The sequence below is a fragment of the Flexivirga endophytica genome, from assembly GCF_014640635.1.
Taxonomy (GTDB): Bacteria; Actinomycetota; Actinomycetes; order Actinomycetales; family Dermatophilaceae; genus Flexivirga; species Flexivirga endophytica.
Genome location: NZ_BMHI01000001.1, coordinates 774,874 through 797,421, shown reverse-complemented (window position 1 = coordinate 797,421; position 22,548 = coordinate 774,874). Strand labels below are relative to the sequence as shown.

Here is a 22,548-nt window from a genome sequence, read left to right as displayed (position 1 = left end):
AGGAATCACTTTTCCGGCCGGTCGACGAGCCGCACGAAGCCGGCGTCGATGCGTTCGGCATAGCGGACATAGAACCAACCGAGGCCCAGCAGCACCGGGTAGACCAGCACACCGAGCAGCAACCACGGCAGAGGTATGCCGAAAACGTGCAGCCGGCGGATCTGCGGCACCACGTCGAACAGCAACGGCAGCGATCCCAGCGTCATCGCCAGGAGTGCCAACACCACTGCGGCCAGGCGCAGTTGGGCTCGCATCAAGGACCGCAACAGCGCCTCACCCAACATCGACTGCGAGTCGATCTCCTGACTCATCGCGGCGACGTCCGCGGCGGCGCTGCGACGGCGCTGGACCCGGACCCGGTCGCTCGGCGTGGTCACGGTCGTGGCTCCCCGGTGCCGCGCAACAGCACGTCCTTCAGCTCCCGCGCGCGGCGTCTGCTGACCTCCAGCTCGTGTCCGTCGACCACCACGACGCTGCGCTGGTCCTGCTGGCGCAGCTCGCTGATGTGCCTGGTCGCCACCAGGTAGCTGCGGTGGATGCGCAGGAACCCGGCGCTCGCCCAATCGCGCTCGAGGGTGCCCAGCGACAACCGCACCAGGTGCGCACCGTCGCCGGTGTGCAACCGCACGTAGTCGCCGTGCGCCTCGACGAAGTGGACCTCCGAACGGCGGACGAACCGGGTGACGCCACCGAGCTCGACTGGGATCGTCGGGTCCTCGACGTGTACCGCGGGGGGCGCGTCGTGGGCGAGCACCCGGCGGACGGCTTCCTGGACCCGCGCCGGGCGAACCGGTTTGAGGAGGTAGTCCACCGCATCGAGTTCGAAGGCTTCGACGGCGTGCGCGTCGTGCGCGGTCACGAAGACGACCGCCGGCGGACGTTCGAACCGGGCCAGCACTCTCGCCAGGTCCAGGCCGCTGAGACCCGGCATGGCGATGTCGAGGAAGACGGCGTCGATCGGCATGGACTCCAGGGCACGCAACGCCTCGACACCGGAGCCGACGGCGAGCACGGAGGCGACCGGCTCCAGTTGCTCGATCATGAAGGCCAGCTCGCCGCGGGCCGGGGGCTCGTCGTCCACGACGAGCACCCGAAGCTGGTCTGGCATGTCATCCACCATAGGAGTTCTGCCGCCGACCGGCCTCACAGCGCGACATTGTCGTTCGGGTGTGCCCTGGGGGCGAAGCGCGGGACGCGCATCACCACCTTCGTGCCGGCACCGGGGGCCGTCTCCACGACCAGGCCGTAATGCTCGCCGAAGGTCGCGCGCATCCGCATGTCGACGTTGGAAAGTCCTACCGAGTCGGCCTGCGCGACACCGTCGAGAGCTTCCTGGATGCGGCGCGGGTCCTCACCGACACCGTTGTCCTCCACCGAGATTCGTATGTCGACCCCGTCCGGGACAGCCTCCACGATCACCTCGCCCGGACCCGACTTCGGTTCCAGTCCGTGTCGTACGGCGTTCTCCACGACAGGTTGGAGGGACAGGTAGGGCACCATCACCGTCAGGCAGTCCGGAGCGATCCGCAGGGTCACCCGCAACCGGTCGCCGAAGCGCGCCCGCTCCAGGGTGAGGTACTGCTCGATGGACTGCAGTTCGTCGGACAGCGCGGTGTATTCACCGCGCCGGCGGAAGGAGTAGCGAGTGAAATCGGCGAACTCAAGCAACAGCTCCCGCGCGCGGTCCGGGTCGGTCCGCACGAACGCCGCGATGGTGGTCAACGCGTTGTAGATGAAGTGCGGTGAGATCTGCGCGCGCAACGCCCGCAGCTCCGCTTCGGCCAGCCCGGAGCGGCGCCGGTCGACCTCGGCCAACTCCAGCTGCCCGCTGACCCAGTCGGCCACTTCATGGGTCGCCTTGATGACCGGTGCCCCGGCGACCGTGACCAGCGCGTGCAGCGTGCCCACCACGGACCCGCCGACCACGAGAGGCACGCTGATGACGTCACGCAGCCGGCAGGCCGGGTCGGTGCAGCTGATCCGGTCGACGCGCGCTCGACCGTCTTCCAGCACCGAGGCCGTCGCGGTCAGGACGTCGTCACGGTGGCTCTCCCCCGGGCCGTCCCAACCCAGCACCGCGTGTCCGTTGCTCAGCGCGACCGCCGGTGCGGTCAGCAACGGCCGCAGCGAGCGGACCGCGCGCTCGGCCGATGTCTCGGTCAGGCCCTCGCGCAGCGGTCGCGCGACCCGGTTGGCCTCGTGCAGTGTGCGGAGGGTGGCCCGGTCCGCCTCACTGCCCATCCCCCGGTGCCGGCGCGCCCACCACCACAACGCCGCGACCGGAAGCACCAGCATCGCGGCGATCAGCACCACGACTCCCAGGCTGCTCACCGACGAAACGGTAGAGCACACCGTGACCTGCGCGCCCCTGGATCACCCTCACTAGGCTCGACCTCGTGGAATATCTCGCCCCGGGATCTCGCCGACTCCGATTCGGCGTCAACTACGTCCCGTCCGAAGGGTGGTTCCACAGTTGGTTGGATCTGGACCGTGACGCTGTCGCCCGGGACCTGGACGACATCGCGTCACTCGGGATGGATCACGTTCGGATCTTCCCGGTCTGGCCGTGGCTCCAGCCGAACCGGTCCCATGTGCGGGCGCAGGCCGTCGCCGACGTGCGAACCGTCATACGACTGGGCGCGGAGCGCGGGCTCGACGTCTGCGTCGACCTGCTGCAAGGACACCTGTCGAGCTTCGACTTCCTGCCGTCCTGGGTACTGACGTGGCACCAGCGCAGCATCTTCACCGACACCGTCGCGCGTGACGGATTGCGTTCGTACGTCAAGGAACTGGTGCGCGCCCTGTCGCCGGAGCCGAACGTCTTCGCGTTCACCCTGGGCAACGAGGTCAACAATCTCTGGCCGGCCAATGCCACCACCCTCGCGGAATCGCACGCGTGGGCTGAGGACCTGCTGAGCGCCATACGACTGCATGCGCGGGCTGACCAGCTGGTGGTGCACTCACTCTTCGACGACGCGTTCTACGCGCCGGACCATCCGTTCTCAGCCGAGGACGTCACGACCCTCGGGGACGTGTCCTCGGTGCACTCGTGGGTGTTCAACGGCACGTCACGCGTCGATGGTCCACTCGGTCCGGCGACGACATCGCACGCGGCATACCTCGCCCGGCTGGCCGGCGCATGCGGTGCGCCGGACCGGCCGGTATGGCTGCAGGAGGTCGGTGCTCCCCAGCCGGACATACCGTATGACGCCGCCGAGCAGTTCGTCCGGCGAACCGTCGCTGCGGCGAGCGCCGTACCGACTCTCACCGGGATCACCTGGTGGTGCTCGCACGACATCGACCGGCGAATGGTCGACTTCCCGGAGCGGGAGTACGACCTCGGACTCTTCGCGGTCGACCACGCCGCCAAGCCGGCAGCGCACGCGTTGCGCGATGCGATCGAGTCGGCCCGATCAACCGATCCGCAAGAAGCGCAGTCCATTTCGCTGCCCGCCGACATCGTCTCCGACCCATCGGCCCGCGCGCTCGTCGCGCCGGGCAGCGACTTCCACCGCTCCTGGGTCGCGCTGGGCTCCCAGCCCGGCGGAGGCTTCACGCCGCCGCTGATCACGCCCGTCTCCATGCCGAATGACGGCTCTCTCGGCGAGTGACGGCCTGATCTGACCGTCACTCGGCGAAGAAGCCGTCACTCGGCACGGATGGCGAAAGGTCCTGGCAGCACGCTGCCAGGACCTTTCGGGGTGGAACTGCTAGCTCAGACGCCGACCTTGAAGCGCAGGAAGCCGGAAACCTCGGCACCGGCCTCCTCGGCAACCTTGGCCACGGTCTTCTTGGTGTCCTTGGCGAACGGCTGCTCGAGCAGGACGTTCTCCTTGAAGTAGCCGTTGACCCGGCCTTCGATGATCTTCGGCAGGGCAGCCTCGGGCTTGCCCTCCTCCTTGGCGGTGGCCTCCGCGACGCGACGCTCGTTCTCGACGGTGTCGGCGTCGATCTCGTCACGCTGCAGCACCGTCGGGCTGAACGCCGCGATGTGCATCGCGATGTCGCGTGCGACGGTGGTGTCGCCGCCCTTGGTGGCCACGAGCACGCCGATCTGCGCAGGCAGGTCGGGGCTGGTCTTGTGCAGGTAGGAGACGACGTTCTCGCCCTCGAGGCGGCCGACACGGCGAACCTCGATCTTCTCGCCGATGGTGGCGCCGGCCTGGTCGATCATGTCCTGGACCGTGCCACCGTCGGCGGTGGAGCCCAGCAGCGTCTCGGCGTCCGTGGCCTTGCTGGCGACCGCCTGGTCGAGAACCTTGGCGGCCAGCTCGACGAACTTCTCACCCTTGGCGACGAAGTCGGTCTCACAGTTGATCTCCAGCAGCGTGCCGGCGGTGCCGTCGACGTGCGCCGTCACCAGACCGTTGGCGGTGGTGCGACCCTCCCGCTTGGTCACGCCCTTGAGGCCCTTGACCCGCAGGATCTCGGTGGCCTTGGCCTTGTCGCCGTCGGCCTCGTCGAGCGCCTTCTTGACGTCGAGCATGCCGGCACCGGTCTGCTCGCGCAGCGCCTTGATGTCAGCAGCGGTGTAGTTGGCCATGTGTCTGCTTCGCTCCTTCGCGAACTACGAAATCAAAGAGTGGGGGCCGTATGGCGCGAGCCTCGCGACATACGGTGTTTCGCCGCATCGGGTCGTGCACGCTTCAGCGCACACGACCCGATGCAGCGAAATGTCCGATCAGGACTCGGTGTTCTCCGTGGCCGGTGCCTCAGCGGCGGGCGCCTCAGCGGCAGCCGGGGCGTCGGTGGCAGCGGCCTCAGCAGCGGGCGCTTCGGCGGCAGGTGCCTCGGCAGCCGGTGCCTCGGCGGACTCGGCCGGAGCCGCGCCGTCCTCGGAACCCAGCAGCTCGCGCTCCCACTCGGCCATCGGCTCTGCCGCCTCGGCGGTGTCCGAACCGCCACCGGAGCGGGCGATGAGGCCCTCGGCGACGGCGTCGGCGACCACGCGGGTCAGCAGCGTGACGGAGCGGATCGCGTCGTCGTTGCCCGGGATCTTGTAGTCGACCTCGTCGGGGTCGCAGTTGGTGTCCAGGATCGCGATGACCGGGATGTTGAGCTTGCGCGCCTCGGTGACGGCGAGGTGCTCCTTCTTGGTGTCGACGATCCAGACCGCGGAGGGCACCTTGGCCATGTTGCGGATACCACCGAGGGTGCGCTCCAGCTTGTCCTTCTCGCGCTTCATGACGAGAAGTTCCTTCTTGGTGCGACCGGAGCCGGCGACGTCGTCGTAGTCGATCTCCTCGAGCTCCTTGAGGCGGGCCAGACGCTTGCTCACGGTGTTGAAGTTGGTGAGCATGCCACCGAGCCAACGGTGGTTGACGTAGGGCATGCCGACGCGGGTCGACTGCTCCTGGATCGACTCCTGCGCCTGCTTCTTCGTGCCGACGAACAGGATCGTGCCGCCGTGGGCGACGGTCTGCTTGATGAACTCGAACGCGTCGTTGATGTAGGTCAGCGACTGCTGGAGGTCGATGATGTAGATGCCGTTGCGCTCGGTGAGGATGAAGCGCTTCATCTTGGGGTTCCAGCGACGGGTCTGGTGCCCGAAGTGGACGCCGCTCTCGAGGAGCTGGCGGGTGGTGACGACGGCCATGCCGAAGTCCTCTCTTTCCATGGTTTCCAGTTTGTCTTCACGTATGGCGCCCGTATGGCGCACACGCAAACCTGGCGTCCCGATGGGCCCGGACCGACCCGCTCCCTCGACGAGAACCGACCGGACTGGCGGATCCACCCCGGCCGAAGCCGGTGTGAGACGCGCGTATTCGACCCGCGAACAAGGTCCCGGAGGGCAACGCACACGAGTCGTCTCTCCAGGATACGGGACAACGGCGCCGGGCCGCGAATCGAGCCGGCCCGTCATTACCATCGAGATCATGACTGCGCCGACACCTGACCCGCTCATCGACCGCATGCACGGCTTCGGCGCGACGATCTTCGGGGAGATGTCCGCCCTGGCGACCCGCACTGGCGCGATCAACCTCGGTCAGGGCTTCCCCGACACCGACGGCCCGGACGCTGTCCTGCAGGCGGCGCGCAACGCCATCGGCGCCGGCCGCAACCAGTATCCGCCGGGGCGCGGCATACCCGAACTTCGTGCGGCGATCAGCGACCACCAGCGCCGGTTCTACGACCTCACGATCGACGCCGACACCCAGGTGCTGGTGACCGTCGGCGCGACGGAGGCGATCGCCGCCGCCGTCCTCGCGTTGTGCGAGCCGGGCGATGAGGTCATCACCTTCGAGCCCTACTACGACTCGTATGCCGCCACGATCGCGCTTGCGGGCGCGGTGCGCCGGACCAGCGCGCTGCGCTTCCCTGATTTCGCGATCGACGAGGAGTCGTTGCGGGCGGCGTTCTCCGCACGGACCCGGCTGGTGCTGCTCAACACCCCGCACAACCCCACGGGCAAGGTCTTCACCGAGGCCGAGTTGCGGCTCATCGCCGAGCTGGCCCGTGAGCACGACGCGATCGTGGTGACCGACGAGGTCTACGAGCACCTCGCCTTCGACGACGGCCGGCACGTGCCGATGGCGACGCTGCCGGGCATGTTCGAACGCACCCTGACGATCAGCTCCGGCGGCAAGACCTTCGCCACGACCGGTTGGAAGGTCGGCTGGCTCAGCGGTCCGGCGGAGTTGGTCACCGCCTGCGCCACCGTCAAGCAGTTCGTCACGTATGCCGGGGGCGGTCCCTTCCAGGTGGGCATCGCCACCGGGCTCGGCCTGCCCGACGACGTCTTCGCGAGCCTCACCCGGAAGATGCAGGACGGCCGCGACATACTCACCCGCGGGCTGCGCGACGCCGGCCTGACGGTGAGCGACCCGCAGGGCACCTACTTCGCCATCGCCGACGTCGCGCCGCTCGGTGCGACGGACGCGGTCGACTTCTGCTGGCAGCTGCCCGAGTTGTGCGGCGTGGTGGGCGTGCCGGTCTCGGTCTTCTGCGACGACAAGGACGCGGCGCGGACGCTCGTGCGCTTCGCCTTCTGCAAGCGGCCCGAGGTGCTGACCGAGGCCGCGGGGCGGTTGGCCCGCCTCGGCTCCGCCGCCTGACGGCTTATCGGCGGCTTCGCCGGATCAGGAAACCGCCGCCCCCGGCGACCGCCGCGGCGGCCACCGTGCCACCACCGAGCCATGCCCACGGCGTGCCGGAGTCGTCATCCGAGTCGTGGTCCGGCTCGTCAGCACTGCCCGACGGCGCTGCGGCCGCGACGGTCGGCGCGGGCCGGTCCTGCCTGGGTTCGTCGTTCGGAGTCGCCGGTGCCGAACTCGACGGAGCGTCGGTGTCCGAGGAGTTCGCCGGCGCCGCCGGATCGATGACGAGTTCCGGCACCGGGAACTCCGGCTCCTCGGCGCCGGTCTGCTCTTGGTTCCAGGACGCGATCGTGCCGTTGGAGTACGTCTGGTCGGTGTCGAACTCCACCGACCGCTGATCGGGTATGGCGCCGACACGCACCGGGAACGTTCTGCTCGCACCGGGTTTGATCTCGTGGCCCGGTTTCGCCGTCCAGACCAACCGGGTGCCCTTCCCGCCCGGCTCGCGGGTTCGTTGTACCGTCCACCCGTCGATCGACGGAACACCTGTAACAGTCAGCGTGGCGGGCACGTCGACCGTGAGGCGGACGGTGGTCGCCTCCTTCAGCTCGCTCGGGACGCGGAAGTTCAGGGTCGCGGGCTGTCCGGGTATGACGTCACCGATGACCCGTACGTGAGCGGACGCGGGCGGAGCGCACAGCAGTAGAGCGCCCGCCGCACTCGCGGCAGCGATTACCAAGGGGGCGGTGTGCCGTCGAGTGCGGCGGGACATATTGGGGATTCCTCTCAGGTCAGGTGTCGGAAGTCGTTCAGCAGCAGTCGCAGAAGATGAGGTCTGCGGTCTTGGCGGAGTGCGAGTGCCCCTTGCCCGCGGCAGCGGCGGCATACGCAGCCTTCTGGACCGGCGTCGCCTCGCCCTTCACCTTGATCGCGACACGCTTGCCGTCGAACTGCCCGAATGCCAACGCCATCGGCGCAACACCCTTGGCGTCGGTCGGGAAGGACATCACGGCGGTTCGCCGGCCCGCGGCGTCGACGGCATACGCCTCGTAGACCGTGCTCGGCTTCAGCCCGCGCGCTTGCAGCTGGATCATGTCGAGCCCGCCGACCGGCCGGATGGTCGCTTCCAGCTTCCGCCCCTTGACGGGATCCATCGGGTCACCGGCCGAGCCGTCGGGCAGCACGGTCGGCACGTTGTGTGCGCGCTGACCCAGGCCCTGGTGACCCAGCCCCTCGGCGCTGCCGGCACGGGCGGCTCGTGAGGCGTACACGATCGCTTGCGGCTCCTGGGCAGAGGCGATGGTGTCGACGACCCGGTGCGTCCTGGTGTCGATGACGTCCACACCGTCCGACTTCTCCAGCCCGACATACATGCGGGTGCCGTCCGCGCTCGGCCAGGCACCGTGCGGTGCGTGGCCGTGGTTCTCGATCTTGGTGACCAGCACCGGCGCGTGCGCGGTCCTGCGGTAGACCCACGTCTGGTCGAGACCGCCGATGGTGAGATAGACGAACTTGCCGTCCGGTGTGTCGACGAACTGCGGGTGATTGGTGTCCGGGCCGGTGTTGAGGGTCGTGACAACCCGCTTGCTGCGCAGGTCGAGCACGCTGATCTTGCCGTCGCGCTTGTGCGAGACCCAGATCCGCTTGCCGTCGGGTGAGATCGCCTGGTCGGAAGAGAACGTCGCCGCCAGATCGCGGATGTGCCCCTTCACCCGGTGGGAGCGCACGTCGATGACGGTCACCTCGGCCTTGCTTGTGTGGTTGACGTATGCCGTCCGCCCGTCCGGACTCATCAGGACCTTCGACGGGCCCTCGCCGACGCGGATGTTCCTGACGAGTCCCCCGTGCACCGCGTCGACCACCGAGATGGTGTCGCGGCCGCGGTTGGCCACCCAGAACTGCTTGCCGTCCGCGGTGAAGCTCCCCTCGTGCGCTGCTCGACCGACGTCGGTGGTGCTCAGCACCTTGTTGGTCCTTGTGTCGATGATGTGCACGGTGTTGCTGGAGACGCTGACCACGGCCAGTCGGTGCTGATCGGGCGAGATCGCCAGGCCGTGGACACCGGTGTCGCCGCTGTACTGCGGGCTGAAGCTGCCGCCCAGCCGCTGGTCACCGAGCGCGATCGTGCCCAGTGTCTTCTTCGTGGCCGGATCGATGACCGAGACCGTGTTGGACGATTGGTCGGCGGTGTAGAGCCGGTCGCGGCTGGAGATCGGGGCGGCGTGCTGCGTAGCCACGGTCGCGGAAGCGGCACGGGCGGACGATGACTCGCTGGCATGTGCGACGGAGGTCGCAGTGACGCCTCCGGCGCCCGCTCCCAACGCGCCGATCATGATCCAGGTGGCGCGGCGTGCAGAACTCATTGCTCTCTCTTTCAACGGTTTCGGGTGTGATCCATCGCCTGAGCGCCGCGGTCGACGTCAGGGGTTCGGTGTTGGTTGCGTCAGGTGGCGGTGGGCCGGACGGGCACTCGGCTGACGACGTGCCCGCGTTCGTCCTCGACGAGCAGTGCAGTGATGGTGTTGCGCGGCATGGCGGTCACCATGCGCAGCGACACCGGCGCGGGTCCTTTGCCGCTGACGCTGCCGCCGGGGGCCTTCTTCCCGTCGGCGTTGACGGCCATCATCCGGTAGGTCTGACCGTCAGCGAGCCCGGACAGGACGATGGGAACCTCTGTGCCCCAAGACTTTTCGACCATCTGCCCATGTCTGGTCAGCGTGATGGACGTCGAGCTGACGGGTGCCTGATCGCCACTGAGCGACACCGGCACGACGACGGCCACGGCGGCGAGCGCTGCGGCCGCGACGCCCAGCGCCACCCGCGGCAGTCGACGTCGTCGGGCGGGTGCGGCCCGGGTCACTTCCCGGACGATCCGGTCCCGCAGGTCGTGCGACGGTCCGCCGAACGGCGGCGCCATACGGTCCTCGGGGTGTGCTGCTGCCGGACCGGCCCGGTGCAGGGTGCGGACGACACTCTCGGTCTCGGCCGCCTCGCGGCTGCAGTCGGGGCATCGCTCGAGGTGACGGCGTACGTCGGTCGGCAGCGGCGTTCCGAGCAATTGATGCTCGGTCAGCGCGGTGCGGTGAGGGAAGCAGCTCTCGTTCATGGCGCCAACCACCCGTTCTCCTCCAGGACAAGACGTAGCGAACGCACGCCGTAGTAGAGCCGACTGCGCATGGTGGAGGCCGGGACGCCCAGGTCCTCACCCAGCTCCGCGCAGGTGCGGCCGCCGTAGTAGACCTCGACGACGGCCTGCCGGTGCTGCGGACTCAAGCGGTCCAGCGCCTCAGCGAGTTGGATCCGGTCGAGCAGCCGATCGACGTCGTCCGCCACCGGGAAGGGCTCGGATGCCGCATCCCAGGGCGCCAGGCCCGGGCCCTCTCGCACGGCTCGGCGTCGCAGCGCGTCGACCACGCCGTTGCGGGCGATCGCGAACAACCAGGTCCGCAGGCTCCCCCGCGCCGGGTCGAAGCCGCGAGCCGATCGCCAGGCACGGACGAACGTCTCTTGTACGACGTCCTCGGCCAGCTGCCGATCGTCGAGCGCGCGGAAGGCGAACCCGAACAGCTCTCCCCCGTGCTGGTCGTATGCCGCCTGCACGTCCCGCTCCTCCCGCAGGCCGACCTCGGGCGATCGTCCGCCGCCACGTAGCCAGCGCACCGGGCTACCGGTCATGGTCATGACCATCACCCGCGCGTGTGTTCCGACCGACCGACATACGCTCCCCGTCTCGTGTGCTGATGTGCACGAGGGGATACGCAGCGGTGGGCGCCAGTGTTGAACGCAGGCCGAAATCAATGATGACCGGCATGCTGCCATGTCGGCGGATGGCACCCGAGGAGAGATCGATCGACCGCCGATCCACATCCCCTCCGGCCGCGCAGTGCCCTCCACAGCTCGCCGGACGCGCCCTCGCCCGAGGACGGTGGACCCTCCCACCCTTGCCGGTATGACGAAAGGCTGGTCGGGTGTGATGGCGTTCTTCAGTGCCGCGCTGGCGTCCCTCGGTGGGTTCCCCGAGCCGGCACCGACCGGCGACTTCGTGTGGCCGTTGGACCCGCGGCCCACCGTGGTCCGTCCCTTCGAGGCGCCGCCCGAGCCCTGGGCGGCAGGCCATCGTGGTGTCGACCTGGCCGGCGCCGAGGGGCAGGCGGTGCGGGCCGCAGGCCCGGGGACGGTGTCGTTCTCGGGAGTCATCGCCGGGCGTGGGGTGATCGCCATACAGCACGCGGGCGGGCGCCGCACAACCTACGAGCCGGTCGAGGACCGTGACCCGAAGGGCACGATCGAGTCTCCCGGTGATCGGATCGGTTCGCTGTCGGCGGGCGGCCACTGCGGTGCGACACCGTGTCTGCACTGGGGCCTGTTGGTCGGCACGGACGCCTACCGCGATCCGTTGACGTTGGTCGAGGACAGGCGGGTGCGCCTGCTTCCGTTGGGTTGACCGTGCGCGGATATGTCGGTCTCGAGGTGCGGGTTGCGGTCAGGCTCTGCCCTGTGCGTCCGGGCGCTTGGGCCACGCCCACGGCTTGCAGCCCTGCAGGCCGAGGGTCTGCTGCTCCATCACCGGCGCGTAGGCACCGTGGCGGGGACACAGCTGATGTCCGTGGCCGAGCGCGTGACCGACCTCGTGGTTGACCATGTAGTCGCGATAGGTCCCCAGCTTGCCCTTGAAATAGACGACTCCACGGGCCCACAACTTGTAGTTGAGGATCACGTGTTGTCCGGTGGCGCACGACGTGCCGCCGTGGGTCGGCAACGGGGCGCACAGCTTGTCGACCTGGTGCGGGCTGGCGACACTGATCGTCATCTGCGCCTTCTTGCCCTTGGCGAGCTGGTTGGGCGTGACCTGCACGAATTTCACACCGTCGACGCCCTGCCAACCGCGACGATCCAGCAGTGCGGCGCCGAGGGTGCGCGCCAGCGCCGCAGTGTCGGCGTGCATGCCGCCCTCGACGTTGAGCCGGTAGGTGACGACGCGCCCGGTCTTGGCATCGGTCCGCTGCGGCACGAGGACCGGCGTGAACTTGCCGTTACCGTTGGCAGGCACAGTGATAGGCGTGGACGGGGCGGACCGAGTGCTGTTCGCCGACGCCGGGTCGGCCGAGGACTTCGCGGTGGCGGACGGCTTGGCAGTAGTGGTCGCCTTCGCCGGTGCGGTGCTCGGCGGCACCGGATGTGTCGTGGCGGCCGGGGCTGCTTCGGAAGCTCCGGATGATCGCGCGCCGGCGGACTGGCCACGCCCGTGCAGCAGATAACCCGACAGGGCACTGAGCAGGGCGATCAGCACTGCCGCCACGACCACGGTGCGGACGACGCGGACCTCGCGCGACGGGTGCGACGGCGGGTGAGGATCGTGCATACCCTGAGTAGACCGCATCGCATGGCGCGGACGCCTCAGCGGGTCCGGCCGATGCGCGCCCACCCCCGCGCGTATGTCGCCTCGGGTCCGCGGCCGCGGCGGGGCGCTGCGCAGGTCAGGCACGAGGATGCGCCTGTGTGACTGCGGCGGAAATAAGGTCAGGCACGAGGATGCGCCTGTGTGGCTGCGGCGGAAATAAGGTCAGGCACGAGGATGCGCCTGTGTGAACGAGCGCCGCAAGCGCTCCACGGACACGTGTGTGTAGACCTGCGTGGTCGCGAGACTGGCGTGCCCGAGCAGCTCCTGCACCAGCCGTATGTCGGCCCCGCCCTCGACCAAATGTGTCGCGGCGCTGTGCCGCAACCCGTGCGGGCCGAGATCCGGTGCTCCCGGAGTCTCCCGCAGCAGCTGATGCACGACCTCCCGCACGACGCGCGGGTCGACCCGCCGGCCGCGAGCGCCCAGGAAGAGCGCCGGACCGGATCCCGCGACGACCAATCGGGGACGCCCAACCTGTAACCAGGTCTCGACAGCGTCGAGACCAGGTCGGCCGAACGGGACCGTGCGCTCCTTGTCGCCCTTGCCGACGACGCGCATCACGAGATCGCTCCGATCGAGGTCGTCGACGTCGAGGCCGACGAGCTCTGCGACACGAATCCCACTGGCATACAACAACTCCAGCATCGCCCGGTCGCGCAGATGCACGGGGTCGGAATCGTCGGCCGCCACAGCGGCGAGATCGAGCAGTGCCGCTGCCTGATCCTGTCGCAGTACGTCGGGCAAGGTCTTGATGCGCTTGGGTGCAACCAGTCGCTGCGCGGGATTGTGCGACAACGCGCCGGTCCGGAACGCCCAGGCGAAGAACCCACGAGCGGCCGCGGACCGTCGGGCGAGCGTGGCGCGACTGGCGCCCGTGGCGTCGAGTCCGGCGAGCCAGGACCGCAGGTCGGCCAGGCCGACGTCGTCCCAGGAGCCGACACCGGCACCGTCGAGGTAGTCAGCCAGGTCGCGCAGGTCGGCGAGGTATCCGCGCACGGTGTGAGGTGATCGACCGCGCTCGGATCGCAGGTGTCGCTCATAACCGGCCATGACCGGCCGATCGGTGAGCGTGCTCTCGTTGATCACGACACCCCAAGGTTACCGGCGGCGACCTGCTCCGCGGGGAGACCAACACGCCGAGGACCACGTCAGCACGTCTCCTGAGTGCGTCGCCACCCTGACTCCACCCGCTCCACGAGGCCGGCCGCATGCAACGCCGCCAGCCCTCGGGTCACTTCCCGAGAAGTGAGGCAGGCGCTGACGGCCAGTTTCGCGATGGTGGTGCCACGCACCACCGGCATCGCGTCGAGCAGTCGCTTGTCCGGCTCGTCGAGCCGGTCGCTCACCGTGGTCTCAGCCCGCTTGACCGTTCCCAGATCAGTGCCGATGGCGCCGAAGAGCTCGGCGCAGTCGTCCACGTCCGTGACCAGAGTCGCCCCGCAGTCACGGATCAACTGATGCGGTCCGGCACTCGCCGGACTGGTGACCGGCCCCGGCACCGCGGCCAGCAGTCGACCCAACCGGGAGGCCGCCGTCGCGGTCGACCGCGACCCGCTGCGCAGTCCCGCTTCGACCACCACCGTGCCCGGTGACATCGCCGCGATGAGCCGGTTGCGGGACAGGAAACGTTGCTTCTGCGGCGCCGACCCGGGCGGCAACTCGGTGACGATCACGCCGGACTGCTCGATCTGTTGCAGCAGTCCGGCGTTGGCCAGCGGGTACGCGATGTCGATGCCGCACGCCATCGCCGCGATGGTGCAGCCACCGGCAGCGAGCGCCCCACGGTGGCTTGCGGTGTCGATGCCGTGCGCTGCCCCGGACACGATGGTGAAGCCGCGTCCGGACAGACCGTAGGCCAACTCACCGGCCACCTGGGTGCCGTAGGGCGTGGCCGCTCGAGCGCCCACCATCGAGAGGCTGCGCTCGCACGCCTGCGCCAGCGAAGCGCTGCCGAGCACCCAGAGGCAGTACGGCGGGGACACCAGATCGTCGACGCCGGAAGGCCATTCGGCGTCACCGGGTATGACGACCCGCGCTCCCAGGTCCTGCGTGCGCGCCACCAGCGCATCCAGCCGCAGCGCCTTCACCCGCGCGGCTGACCGAGTGAATTTCCCTCCCGCGTCGGTCCGCACCAGCTCCCACGCGGCGAACGGGTCCAGCCCGCGCAGCCGCGGCGTCATGGTCCTGTCGTCGGGCTCCACGGTCGCCGCGAGCGCCAAGCGCACGGCGAGTCGCGCGTCACGGGTCTCCCGCAGCTCGTGCTGCCGGGCCTCCGCAGCGGCGGTCATGCCGCCGCCCTCCTACGTCGGTCCACGCCATCCCCTTGTGCCTTTGGTCGGTCGCTGCGCTCCCTCATGCCGCCGCCCCGCTCGAACGGAGCCCGCGGGCCTCTTCGACCTGCCTGAACTCCGGGCGTTGTGCGCCGTCCAGGTCGCTGATGGTCCACGCGACGCGCAGGCAACGGTCATAGCCACGCAGCGTCAGTGCACCGGTTTCCATGGCTCGGTCCAGTCCTCTCGTCACTTCGGGCGGCAACCGCCATCGCCCGGAGCGCAGGATCGACCCCGGGACCTCGCTGTTGCGACAGCGGCCGATCTCCCGCCATCGCGCGGCCTGCCGAGTGCGCGCGATCAGCACCCGCTCGGAGACCTGTGCGCTGCTCTCCCCTCGTGGGCCGGCGAGTGCGGCACGGGTGACCGGCAGCATGGTCAGGTGGACGTCGACCCGGTCGAGCAGTGGACCGGACATCCGGCTCAGGTAGTCGCGCCGTCGTTGTGGCGCGCAGCTGCACTTCGAGCCCTTCCCGTAGTTCTGGCCGCACGGACACGGATTCGCCGCCAGTACGAGTTGGAAACTCGCCGGGAACGTCACCACCTGGTCGGCGCGGGCGACATGCACGACTCCGGACTCCAGTGGCTGGCGGAGCGCGTCGAGCACGTCCCGCCGGAATTCCGGGCACTCGTCCAAGAACATGACGCCGCGATGGGCGCGTGAGACCGCGCCGGGCCGCACCCTCCCCGACCCACCGCCGACCACCGCAGGCATCGACGCCCCGTGGTGCGGTGCGACGAAGGGCGGGCGCTCGATCAGCACCTGGTCGGGCAAAGCGCCCAGCACCGAATGGATCGCGGTCACCTCGAGCGCCTGCTCCCGTGTCAGCGGTGGCAGCAGTCCCGGGAGACGTTCGGCGATCATCGTCTTGCCGGCGCCGGGCGGCCCGGTCATGGCCAGATGGTGTCCGCCCGCAGCGGCGACCTCGAGTGCGTAGCGGGCCTCCTCCTGCCCGACGACGTCGCACAGGTCGGGGACCGCCGCGCCGCCGGTCGGTCGCTCCGGCACCGATGGTGGCTCCGGTATCGGCCGGCCCTTGGCCAGGCATTTGTAGCGCCGCACGAGTGTCGCCAGGTTGTCGACGGGCACCACCTCGACGCCCGGAACCAGCGCTGCCTCAGCGGCATTCGCCACCGGCACCACGACCTGCGACGCTCCGGCGTCGGCAGCTGCGATCACCGCCGGCAACACCCCGTGTATGGCGCGCACCGAACCATCGAGTCCCAGCTCACCCAGATGGACGACATCCGCGACCAGCGCAGGTTTGATCGTGCCGCCGGCGACCAGCACGGCAACCGCGATCGCCACGTCGAAGCCGGACCCGTGCTTCGGCAACGACGCCGGAGAGAGATTGACGATGATCCGCTGCTTCGGCAGCTCCAGCTCGCAGTTGTTGGCGGCGGCGCGGATTCGATCGGGCGCCTGCTTGCAGGACGTGTCCGGCATGCCACTGACCCCGAACCAGGGCAACCCGGACGACGTGTCGGCCTCCACGTCCACCACCCAGCCGTGGATGCCGGTGACTGCCACACTACGGGTGCGCCCCAAGGTCATCGGAGATCACCGCAGTTCGCGCGGGGCCCCCGCGAAGTATCGGAGCGAGGTACGAGCGGAGAACTTCGCGGGGATCTCATGCCACGTCCTGCAGGTGCTCGACCTCGACCAGTGCGCCCGGCCGGTAGAGCATGCCGATGACGTCGATACGGATCCGCGAGGTGTTGATCGGGTGGTCGGCGAGCCAGCGCGCCGCGAGCACTCGTAGCCGTCGTGCCTTGACCGGTGTCACCGCTTCGACTGGCCGGCCGAAGCGCTCGCTGGTGCGGGTCTTGACCTCGACGATCACCAGGCAGTCGCCGATGTCGTCCAGCGCGACGATGTCGATCTCACCCTCGCGACATCGCCAGTTGCGCTCGATGACGGTCAGCCCCTGAAGCTGCAGGTAGCGGGCCGCTTCCTCCTCACCGTGCTGACCGAGCTCGCGCCGGCTCGGGTGGCTGCCGGTCGCCTTCTGCGACTCGCCGGCCTCGTGCGTGGTTGCCATCGGACATCACCTCCGACACCCACTCTGTGGCCGAGGCAGAGGAATCTGCCGCATCGAAGTGGTCGGCTGTGGACGACTGTTGACGAGCCGACGGGATGTGCACGACCGCCGCCGCGCCGGCGTCCGGCATACGCAAGGCGGACCCTTGGCAGATGCGATCCCTGTCCGATTTGATTCAGCAGTTCGGAAGTGTTCTTCCATTATACGGAATTTGATGAATCGGCTGTGCTGCACCTCCAGCACTGAGCACGCTCGCTGCCGCTGCACGGCGCAGCCTTCGACAACCGGTCATCGGCCGGAGACGAGGAGACGGGCATGACTCGAAAGCTGCACCGGATACATCTGGGCCTGGCGGCCCTCCCATTCGTGTTGATGCTGGTCTGCACACCCTTCGTCAACCGCACCACACCGACATTCGCCGGATTTCCGTTCCTGCTCATCTGGATAGTCGTGTCGGTCCTGTTGACCTCGGTCTGTATGGCGATCGTCTACCGGACCGACCCGGCCAACTCCGTCGACGAGGAGGGCGAGGCATGAGCGAGCGGAGCGAGCGGCCAAGGGTTCAGGTGGATGAAAGTTCCCGACGAAGGAGGGAGCTTTCATGAACGTCGCCCTGCTGATCCTGGTCATCTTCTTCGCCGCGTCGCTCGGCCTCGGCCTCTGGTCACGGCGCGGGAAAGACATGGACATGGAGGGGTGGAGCGTCGGTGGCCGAAACCTCGGCTCGATCATCGTCTTCCTGTTGCTCGCCGGCGAGATCTACACGACCTTCACCTTCCTCGGCGCTTCGGGCTGGGCCTACGCGCACGGCGGCGCCGCGTATTACATCCTGTGTTACGGCAGCCTCGCCTACGTCATCTCCTACTGGCTCGCGCCCGCGATCTGGCGCTACGGCAAGCAGATGCGCCTGCTGTCACAGCCGGACTGGTGGGTCTCGAAGTACAAGTCACGCACCAGCGGCACCGTCGTCGCGATCGTCGGCATCGTGGCGATGATCCCCTACCTCGAGCTGCAACTGGCCGGCCTCGGGATCATCGTCAACGCAACGTCATACGGAAAGATCTCCACGACGACGGCCGAATGGTGCGGCGCGGTGGCGCTGGTGGCTTACGTCGTCGTTTCCGGCATCCACTCGGCCGCGAGCAACGCGGTCGTCAAGGACATCATCGTCCTGGTCATCGTGGTGGCGCTCGGGATCTACCTACCCCTACACCTCGGCGGCGGCTTCGAGCACCTCTTCCAGCAACTCGAGGGCAACGGTCTCCCCGACGCCTGGGCGAAGGGCGGCGTCTCTCTGCGCCTGAGCGAAAACGGTTACGACATGGGCTGGTTCGTCACCAATGTGCTGATGTCGACACTCGGTTTCTTCATGTGGCCGCACTACTTCGGCGCCGTGTATGCCGCGGACAATCCGAAGACGTTCCGCCGCAACGCGGTGCTGCTGCCGCTCTACCAGTTGGTCATCCTGTTCGTCTTCTTCATCGGCTTCACCGCGGCGCTCGCGCTCAAGGTGGTGCCCGACGGCGGAGCCAACAACGCGCTGCTGGAGATCGTGACGCAGGAACTCCCGCAGTGGCTGGTCGGCCTGGTCGGTGCCGCTGGGTTGTTCTGCGCCCTGGTGCCCGGTGCCATGCTGCTGACGACCTGCGGCACGTCGATCTCGACCAACCTCTACAAGCCGTTGTTCCCGAAGGCCTCAGCCGCGTCTGCCAGGATCGTCGCCAAGGTGTCCGTCCCGGTGGTGGCCTTGGTCGCGCTCTACCTGTTGTTCCAGGGCGGCCAGGCGATCGTCAGTCTGCTGCTGCTGGGTTACGCCTTCGTCACCCAGCTACTGCCGTCGATGCTCGCGAGCCTGTTGAAGAAGAACCCCGTCAGCTCCTGGGGTGCCACCGCAGGCATGGTGGTCGGTGTTCTGCTGGTGACCTGGTTCTCGCTGGACAGCTCGGTCTACCACGACGGCGTGACGACGTTCGGGTTCCTACCGGACCCGTTGCAGCACACCGCCATCGGCATCGTGGCGCTCGTTGCCAACATCATCGTGATGGTCGCGGTCTCGGCAGTCACGCCGGGCAGCCGCCCGGAGCCGGACGAAGGTCCTGCGCCGCAACGACTGGCGACGGTGACCGGAGGCTGACGCCATACGGCGTGTGCTCCCCGGCAACCACTGCGGGGAGCACACAGCGTCACTCAGGGAGTTCGATCTCCCGTGGCGGCAACTCCTCGACGTTGACGTCCTTGAAGGTGATCACCCGGACGTTCTTGACGAACCGCGCGGTGCGGTAGACGTCCCAGACCCAGGCGTCGTTCATCCGTAGGTCGAAGTAGACGCCCGCGCCCTCGCCACGCACCTGCAGGTCGACGTCGTTGCACAAGTAGAAACGGCGCTCGGTCTCCACGACGTGGCTGAACAGACCTACCACGTCACGGTATTCGCGATAAAGAGAGAGCTCCTGCTCGGTCTCGAACTTCTCCAGGTCCTCAGCACTCATATTTCTGCCTCACACCCGATCCTTCTCCGACAACACTTCTTCCACGCTACCTGCCACTGCTGCTTCCGGCGCGACGACCTCGCCGTTGCATCGCCGCCAGGAACGCCGGTGCAGCTCGCACGGTCCGTGTGCTTCCAGGGCGGCCAGGTGATCGGGCGCGGAGTAGCCCTTGTTACCCGCCCAGTTGTAGTGCGGGAAGTCGTCATGGAACCCCACCAGCATCGCGTCGCGCTCCACCTTTGCCAGCACCGACGCCGCCGCAACTGACGAACACTTCATGTCGGCCTTGATCAGCGTGGTCACCGGCGGCGTCCGCGGGCGGTCGTCCAGCAGCGCGAGCAGACCCTCCCGCTCGGGGTCGGTCAGCCAGTCGTGGTTGCCGTCCAACACCACCAGGTCCGGTATGACGCTCAGCGCCGCGAGCGCCCGGGTGCCTGCCAGCCGCAGCGCGGCCATGATGCCGACGTCGTCGATCTCCTGCGCCGAGGCGTGCCCGACGGCGTAGTCGGTGGCCCACCGGCGGACCGCGGGCACCATCCGCTCCCGCGCCATCGGCGACAACAGCTTGGAGTCCTTGACGCCTTGCGGCACCGTCCGGGTGTGCTCGTCGATGACGACCACGCCGACCGACACCGGCCCGGCGAGCGCACCGCGCCCGACCTCGTCCATCCCGGCGATCAGCCGGTAACCGTCACGCTGCAGCGATCGCTCGACCCGCAGGCTGGGCTTGCTGCTGCGAGACGGCGTGGCGGTGCGGGAGGTCATGCGAGAGGTCACTTCGGGTCGGGCACCTTCGCGAACACGTTGCTGTAGTCCTTCAGGGCGTGGATGCGGCTGATCGGCCACGCTATCGCCACCACCTGTCCGGTGACGTCGGCCATCGGCACGGATCCGAGCTTGCCGTTGCTGGTGCCGTCGTGCAGCCGCGAGTCGGCCGAATCGTTGCGGTTGTCTCCCATCACCCACACCTTGTCCTTCGGCACGGTGATGTTGAAGGGCATCGTGCTGGGGACGCTGCCCTTGTTGATGTAGGGCTCCGTGATCGGCACACCGTTGACAGTCAGCTTGCCGCCCTTGGTGCAGCACTTCACGTGGTCACCCGGCATACCGATGATCCGCTTGACGACGTGGTCGCCGCCGCCGGGCAGGATGCCCACGAAAACCAGGCTGTCCTTGACCACGCGCTTCAGTGCCGACGGATGGGACGGCTGCGAACCCCACGACTTCGGGTCCTCGAAGACGATGATGTCGCCGCGGTGCAGCGGCGAGTGCTGCGGCGTGAACTTGCTGACGATGATGCGGTCACCGATGTCGAGAGTGCTCTCCATCGACGCGGACGGGATGTAGAAGGGCTGCGCCAGGAAGGTCTTGACCAGGAAGCTGAGCACCAGCGCGATCACCACGATCACGGTCAGCTCGCGGGCGAACGCCCACCGTGACTTGCTGCGGGGCGGTTGCGAGTCCTCCGGTATGGCGCCTGGAGGCAACGCACCGTCATCACCGGACGAACGGCCGGAGCTGTCACCCGATGGACCGGGACCGGTCGCGTCAGCGCCGTCCCGTGCGGGTTCGGCGGATGATGGACCGGCCGTAGCCTCGTCCCGGTCTTGACTCATGGTTGGGGCACCTTGTCGAACGTCGAGGAGTAGTTGCTGAGCCAGCTCATGCGGTCCACCGGCCAGACAATCATGACTGCCCGGCCGATGATGTCGGACTCGGGCACCGAACCGGTGCGACCGCTGCCGTCGTCGTGGAAGCGTGAGTCGGCGGAGTCACCTCTGTTGTCCCCCATGACCCACACTCGGCCGGACGGGACGGTCACCGAGAACTTCTTCTGGTCGGTGCCGCCGCCGGGGTAAATATAGGGCTCCGAGAGGCCGACACCGTTGACCACGATCTGTCCCCGCGTGTTACAGCACTTCACGTGGTCGCCCGGCAGCCCGATGACCCGCTTGATCAGGTCGTTGTCACCCGAGGGATAGAGGCCGACGAACTGCAGCCCGGAGACCAGTGCACCGTTGATACCGCTGCGCTTCTTGTGCGGTATGTCGAGCCAGTGTCCGGGGTCGTGGAACACCACGACGTCCCCACGTTTCAACGAGATCGGCCCCGGCGTGAACTTGGAGACCACGACACGGTCACCGGGGACGAGAGCGTTCTCCATGGACCCCGACGGGATCCAGAACGACTGTGCGACGAACGTCTTGATGCCCAGCGACAAAACCAGCGCCACCACGACGACGATCGCGAGTTCCCGCAGCAGGCGGGAGAATCCGTGTTGCCCGTTGCGTTCCTCGCGCTGCGCCTCGCGGGCTGCTGATCGTTCGCCGAGTGGTATGTCGGACCGGTGCAGCACGGCGGTGCGGTCCACCGGTCGCTGCGGCACCCGCGGCAGGCGAATGGCATCCGGTGTGCCGCCGTGCGCGACCCGCCGGCCGGCGCGGTCCCCCGCACGGTCGGCGCCAGCGTCCCGGTCCGCTCTGCGCGATGCGCGGTCCACGGTCGGAAGCCGATATCGATGCTCGGTCACGTACGGAGTCTCCCCCACGAACCTATCGGCCAGTAGCGCAACGTCACCTTTCCCACGATGTCGTCGATCGGGACCATCCCGCCACCGGGATCACCCAGGTGGGATCGGGAGTCGTCCGAGGCGACCCGGTTGTCGCCCATGACGAAGACGTGTCCCGCCGGCACGCGCACGACGAAGGGCACCGTGCTGGCCGACATACCGCGCACCAGGTATGGCTCCTTGCGGATGGTGCCGTTGATCCGCAGCCGGCCGTCATGTCCGACCGCGACAGTGTCGCCGGGAACCCCGATCACCCGCTTGACGTAGAGCACCTCACCGAAATGTATGCCGACGGCATCGCCCACCGTGTGCAGGAACCCGGAGATCCCCGATGGTGGCGCCTGGTCCGGATGCGCGAACACCTGCGTGCCGTCGAAGACGACGACCTCGTTGCGGCGGACGTCATGGGCGTGCAACTTGCCGACCATGATCCGGTCTCCGGACCACAGCGTGGGCTGCATCGACCCCGAGGGGACGGTGAACGTCTCGAGCAACAGGCCGTGCACCAGCACGAGCACCGCCAGGACGGCGAGCCCACCGACCAGCCACCGACGGCGGCGCGGCCACCGCACCCGCTGGTCCGGGTCCGCGGCGCGCGCAGCGGATGCCTCTGGGGACGCCGAAGGCGTGGCGTCCTCGGCAGAGGACTCCACGCCTTCGGTCATGTGGGCAGGAGGTGA

Annotated in this window: 24 protein-coding genes; 5 read left to right on the top strand and 19 right to left on the bottom strand. The window is 68.3% G+C overall.

Annotated features, from left to right (window positions below; all coding sequences use genetic code 11):
• Nucleotides 1–5: 5 nt before the first annotated feature.
• The 3 genes from IEX71_RS03645 to IEX71_RS03635 are packed head-to-tail and all read right to left on the bottom strand — an operon-like array spanning nt 6 to nt 2,331.
• On the bottom strand, nt 6–377 hold the full coding sequence (locus IEX71_RS03645) for a hypothetical protein (RefSeq protein WP_188835561.1): 372 nt from the start codon (nt 375–377) through the stop codon (nt 6–8).
• Nucleotides 374–1,108: a LytR/AlgR family response regulator transcription factor gene (locus IEX71_RS03640; protein WP_188835560.1), complete on the bottom strand. Its 735-nt coding sequence runs from the start codon at nt 1,106–1,108 to the stop codon at nt 374–376. The genes IEX71_RS03645 and IEX71_RS03640 overlap by 4 nt, the downstream gene beginning before the upstream one ends.
• A gap of 35 nt (nt 1,109–1,143) precedes the next feature.
• Nucleotides 1,144–2,331, bottom strand: coding sequence for a sensor histidine kinase (locus tag IEX71_RS03635; RefSeq protein WP_229749429.1), 1,188 nt, complete (start codon nt 2,329–2,331; stop codon nt 1,144–1,146).
• 65 nt (nt 2,332–2,396) lie between these two features.
• Between IEX71_RS03635 and IEX71_RS03630 the strand changes: the two genes are divergently transcribed.
• A complete protein-coding gene (locus IEX71_RS03630) occupies nt 2,397–3,611 on the top strand; it encodes a glycoside hydrolase 5 family protein (RefSeq protein WP_188835559.1) in 1,215 nt (404 codons plus the stop codon).
• A 104-nt stretch (nt 3,612–3,715) separates the two neighbouring features.
• Here the strand turns inward: IEX71_RS03630 and tsf are convergent, their stop codons facing one another.
• Nucleotides 3,716–4,543, bottom strand: coding sequence for a translation elongation factor Ts (gene tsf, locus IEX71_RS03625; protein ID WP_188835558.1), 828 nt, complete (start codon nt 4,541–4,543; stop codon nt 3,716–3,718).
• A 138-nt stretch (nt 4,544–4,681) separates the two neighbouring features.
• Nucleotides 4,682–5,596, bottom strand: a complete 915-nt coding sequence (gene rpsB, locus IEX71_RS03620) for a 30S ribosomal protein S2 (protein ID WP_188835877.1) — start codon at nt 5,594–5,596, stop codon at nt 4,682–4,684.
• A gap of 280 nt (nt 5,597–5,876) precedes the next feature.
• Here rpsB and IEX71_RS03615 point away from each other — a divergent pair, with 280 nt between their 5' ends.
• Entirely contained in the window at nt 5,877–7,055 is a 1,179-nt protein-coding gene (locus tag IEX71_RS03615) for a pyridoxal phosphate-dependent aminotransferase (protein WP_188835557.1), read from the top strand.
• A 4-nt stretch (nt 7,056–7,059) separates the two neighbouring features.
• Here IEX71_RS03615 and IEX71_RS03610 read toward each other — a convergent pair whose 3' ends face one another.
• The 4 genes from IEX71_RS03610 to IEX71_RS03595 all read right to left on the bottom strand — a co-directional run bounded on the left by IEX71_RS03610 (nt 7,060) and on the right by IEX71_RS03595 (nt 10,718).
• On the bottom strand, nt 7,060–7,809 hold the full coding sequence (locus IEX71_RS03610; protein ID WP_188835556.1) for a DUF1775 domain-containing protein: 750 nt from the start codon (nt 7,807–7,809) through the stop codon (nt 7,060–7,062).
• Nucleotides 7,810–7,846: 37 nt separating this feature from the next.
• Nucleotides 7,847–9,400 carry a YncE family protein gene (locus IEX71_RS03605; RefSeq protein ID WP_188835555.1) on the bottom strand — a complete coding sequence of 518 codons (1,554 nt, stop codon included), beginning with the start codon at nt 9,398–9,400 and terminating at the stop codon, nt 7,847–7,849.
• Nucleotides 9,401–9,480: 80 nt separating this feature from the next.
• Complete coding sequence (locus IEX71_RS03600) at nt 9,481–10,143, bottom strand: anti-sigma factor (protein ID WP_188835554.1); 663 nt, start codon at nt 10,141–10,143, stop codon at nt 9,481–9,483.
• Nucleotides 10,140–10,718: a sigma-70 family RNA polymerase sigma factor gene (locus IEX71_RS03595; RefSeq protein WP_229749428.1), complete on the bottom strand. Its 579-nt coding sequence runs from the start codon at nt 10,716–10,718 to the stop codon at nt 10,140–10,142. Before IEX71_RS03595 ends, IEX71_RS03600 begins: the two co-directional genes overlap by 4 nt.
• Nucleotides 10,719–10,986: 268 nt before the next feature.
• Here IEX71_RS03595 and IEX71_RS03590 point away from each other — a divergent pair, with 268 nt between their 5' ends.
• On the top strand, nt 10,987–11,481 hold the full coding sequence (locus IEX71_RS03590) for a M23 family metallopeptidase (RefSeq protein ID WP_229749427.1): 495 nt from the start codon (nt 10,987–10,989) through the stop codon (nt 11,479–11,481).
• Nucleotides 11,482–11,520: 39 nt separating this feature from the next.
• On the opposite strand, the gene IEX71_RS03585 is transcribed toward IEX71_RS03590, so the two are convergent.
• The 5 genes from IEX71_RS03585 to IEX71_RS03565 form a co-directional block, all read right to left on the bottom strand.
• Nucleotides 11,521–12,399, bottom strand: a complete 879-nt coding sequence (locus IEX71_RS03585) for a DUF3152 domain-containing protein (protein ID WP_188835553.1) — start codon at nt 12,397–12,399, stop codon at nt 11,521–11,523.
• Nucleotides 12,400–12,600: 201 nt separating this feature from the next.
• Nucleotides 12,601–13,488, bottom strand: a complete 888-nt coding sequence (locus IEX71_RS03580) for a tyrosine recombinase XerC (protein WP_188835874.1) — start codon at nt 13,486–13,488, stop codon at nt 12,601–12,603.
• 98 nt (nt 13,489–13,586) lie between these two features.
• The gene (gene dprA / locus IEX71_RS03575; protein ID WP_188835552.1) at nt 13,587–14,726 is read right to left on the bottom strand and encodes a DNA-processing protein DprA; all 1,140 of its coding nucleotides are present in this window, start codon (nt 14,724–14,726) and stop codon (nt 13,587–13,589) included.
• A gap of 64 nt (nt 14,727–14,790) precedes the next feature.
• Entirely contained in the window at nt 14,791–16,323 is a 1,533-nt protein-coding gene (locus tag IEX71_RS03570; RefSeq protein ID WP_188835551.1) for a YifB family Mg chelatase-like AAA ATPase, read from the bottom strand.
• Between the two features lie 76 nt (nt 16,324–16,399).
• Entirely contained in the window at nt 16,400–16,810 is a 411-nt protein-coding gene (locus tag IEX71_RS03565; RefSeq protein WP_188835550.1) for a YraN family protein, read from the bottom strand.
• Nucleotides 16,811–17,125: 315 nt separating this feature from the next.
• On the opposite strand from IEX71_RS03565, the gene IEX71_RS03560 reads away from it, so the two are divergent.
• Both IEX71_RS03560 and IEX71_RS03555 read left to right on the top strand, forming a co-directional pair.
• A complete protein-coding gene (locus IEX71_RS03560) occupies nt 17,126–17,347 on the top strand; it encodes a DUF3311 domain-containing protein (protein ID WP_188835549.1) in 222 nt (73 codons plus the stop codon).
• Between the two features lie 64 nt (nt 17,348–17,411).
• Entirely contained in the window at nt 17,412–18,944 is a 1,533-nt protein-coding gene (locus IEX71_RS03555) for a sodium:solute symporter family protein (RefSeq protein WP_188835548.1), read from the top strand.
• A gap of 49 nt (nt 18,945–18,993) precedes the next feature.
• Here IEX71_RS03555 and IEX71_RS03550 read toward each other — a convergent pair whose 3' ends face one another.
• Genes IEX71_RS03550 through lepB (IEX71_RS03530) form a run of 5 tightly spaced genes read right to left on the bottom strand, consistent with a single transcriptional unit; the run spans nt 18,994 to nt 22,533 of the window.
• Nucleotides 18,994–19,299 carry a DUF2469 domain-containing protein gene (locus tag IEX71_RS03550; protein WP_188835547.1) on the bottom strand — a complete coding sequence of 102 codons (306 nt, stop codon included), beginning with the start codon at nt 19,297–19,299 and terminating at the stop codon, nt 18,994–18,996.
• Between the two features lie 9 nt (nt 19,300–19,308).
• Entirely contained in the window at nt 19,309–20,064 is a 756-nt protein-coding gene (gene rnhB / locus IEX71_RS03545) for a ribonuclease HII (protein WP_188835546.1), read from the bottom strand.
• 8 nt (nt 20,065–20,072) lie between these two features.
• The gene (gene lepB / locus IEX71_RS03540; RefSeq protein ID WP_188835545.1) at nt 20,073–20,915 is read right to left on the bottom strand and encodes a signal peptidase I; all 843 of its coding nucleotides are present in this window, start codon (nt 20,913–20,915) and stop codon (nt 20,073–20,075) included.
• A complete protein-coding gene (lepB, locus tag IEX71_RS03535; RefSeq protein WP_229749426.1) occupies nt 20,912–21,829 on the bottom strand; it encodes a signal peptidase I in 918 nt (305 codons plus the stop codon). Before lepB (IEX71_RS03535) ends, lepB (IEX71_RS03540) begins: the two co-directional genes overlap by 4 nt.
• Nucleotides 21,826–22,533 (bottom strand): signal peptidase I, encoded by a 708-nt coding sequence (lepB, locus tag IEX71_RS03530; protein ID WP_188835544.1) that lies wholly within the window; start codon nt 22,531–22,533, stop codon nt 21,826–21,828. The genes lepB (IEX71_RS03535) and lepB (IEX71_RS03530) overlap by 4 nt, the downstream gene beginning before the upstream one ends.
• Between the last annotated feature and the right edge of the window lie 15 nt (nt 22,534–22,548).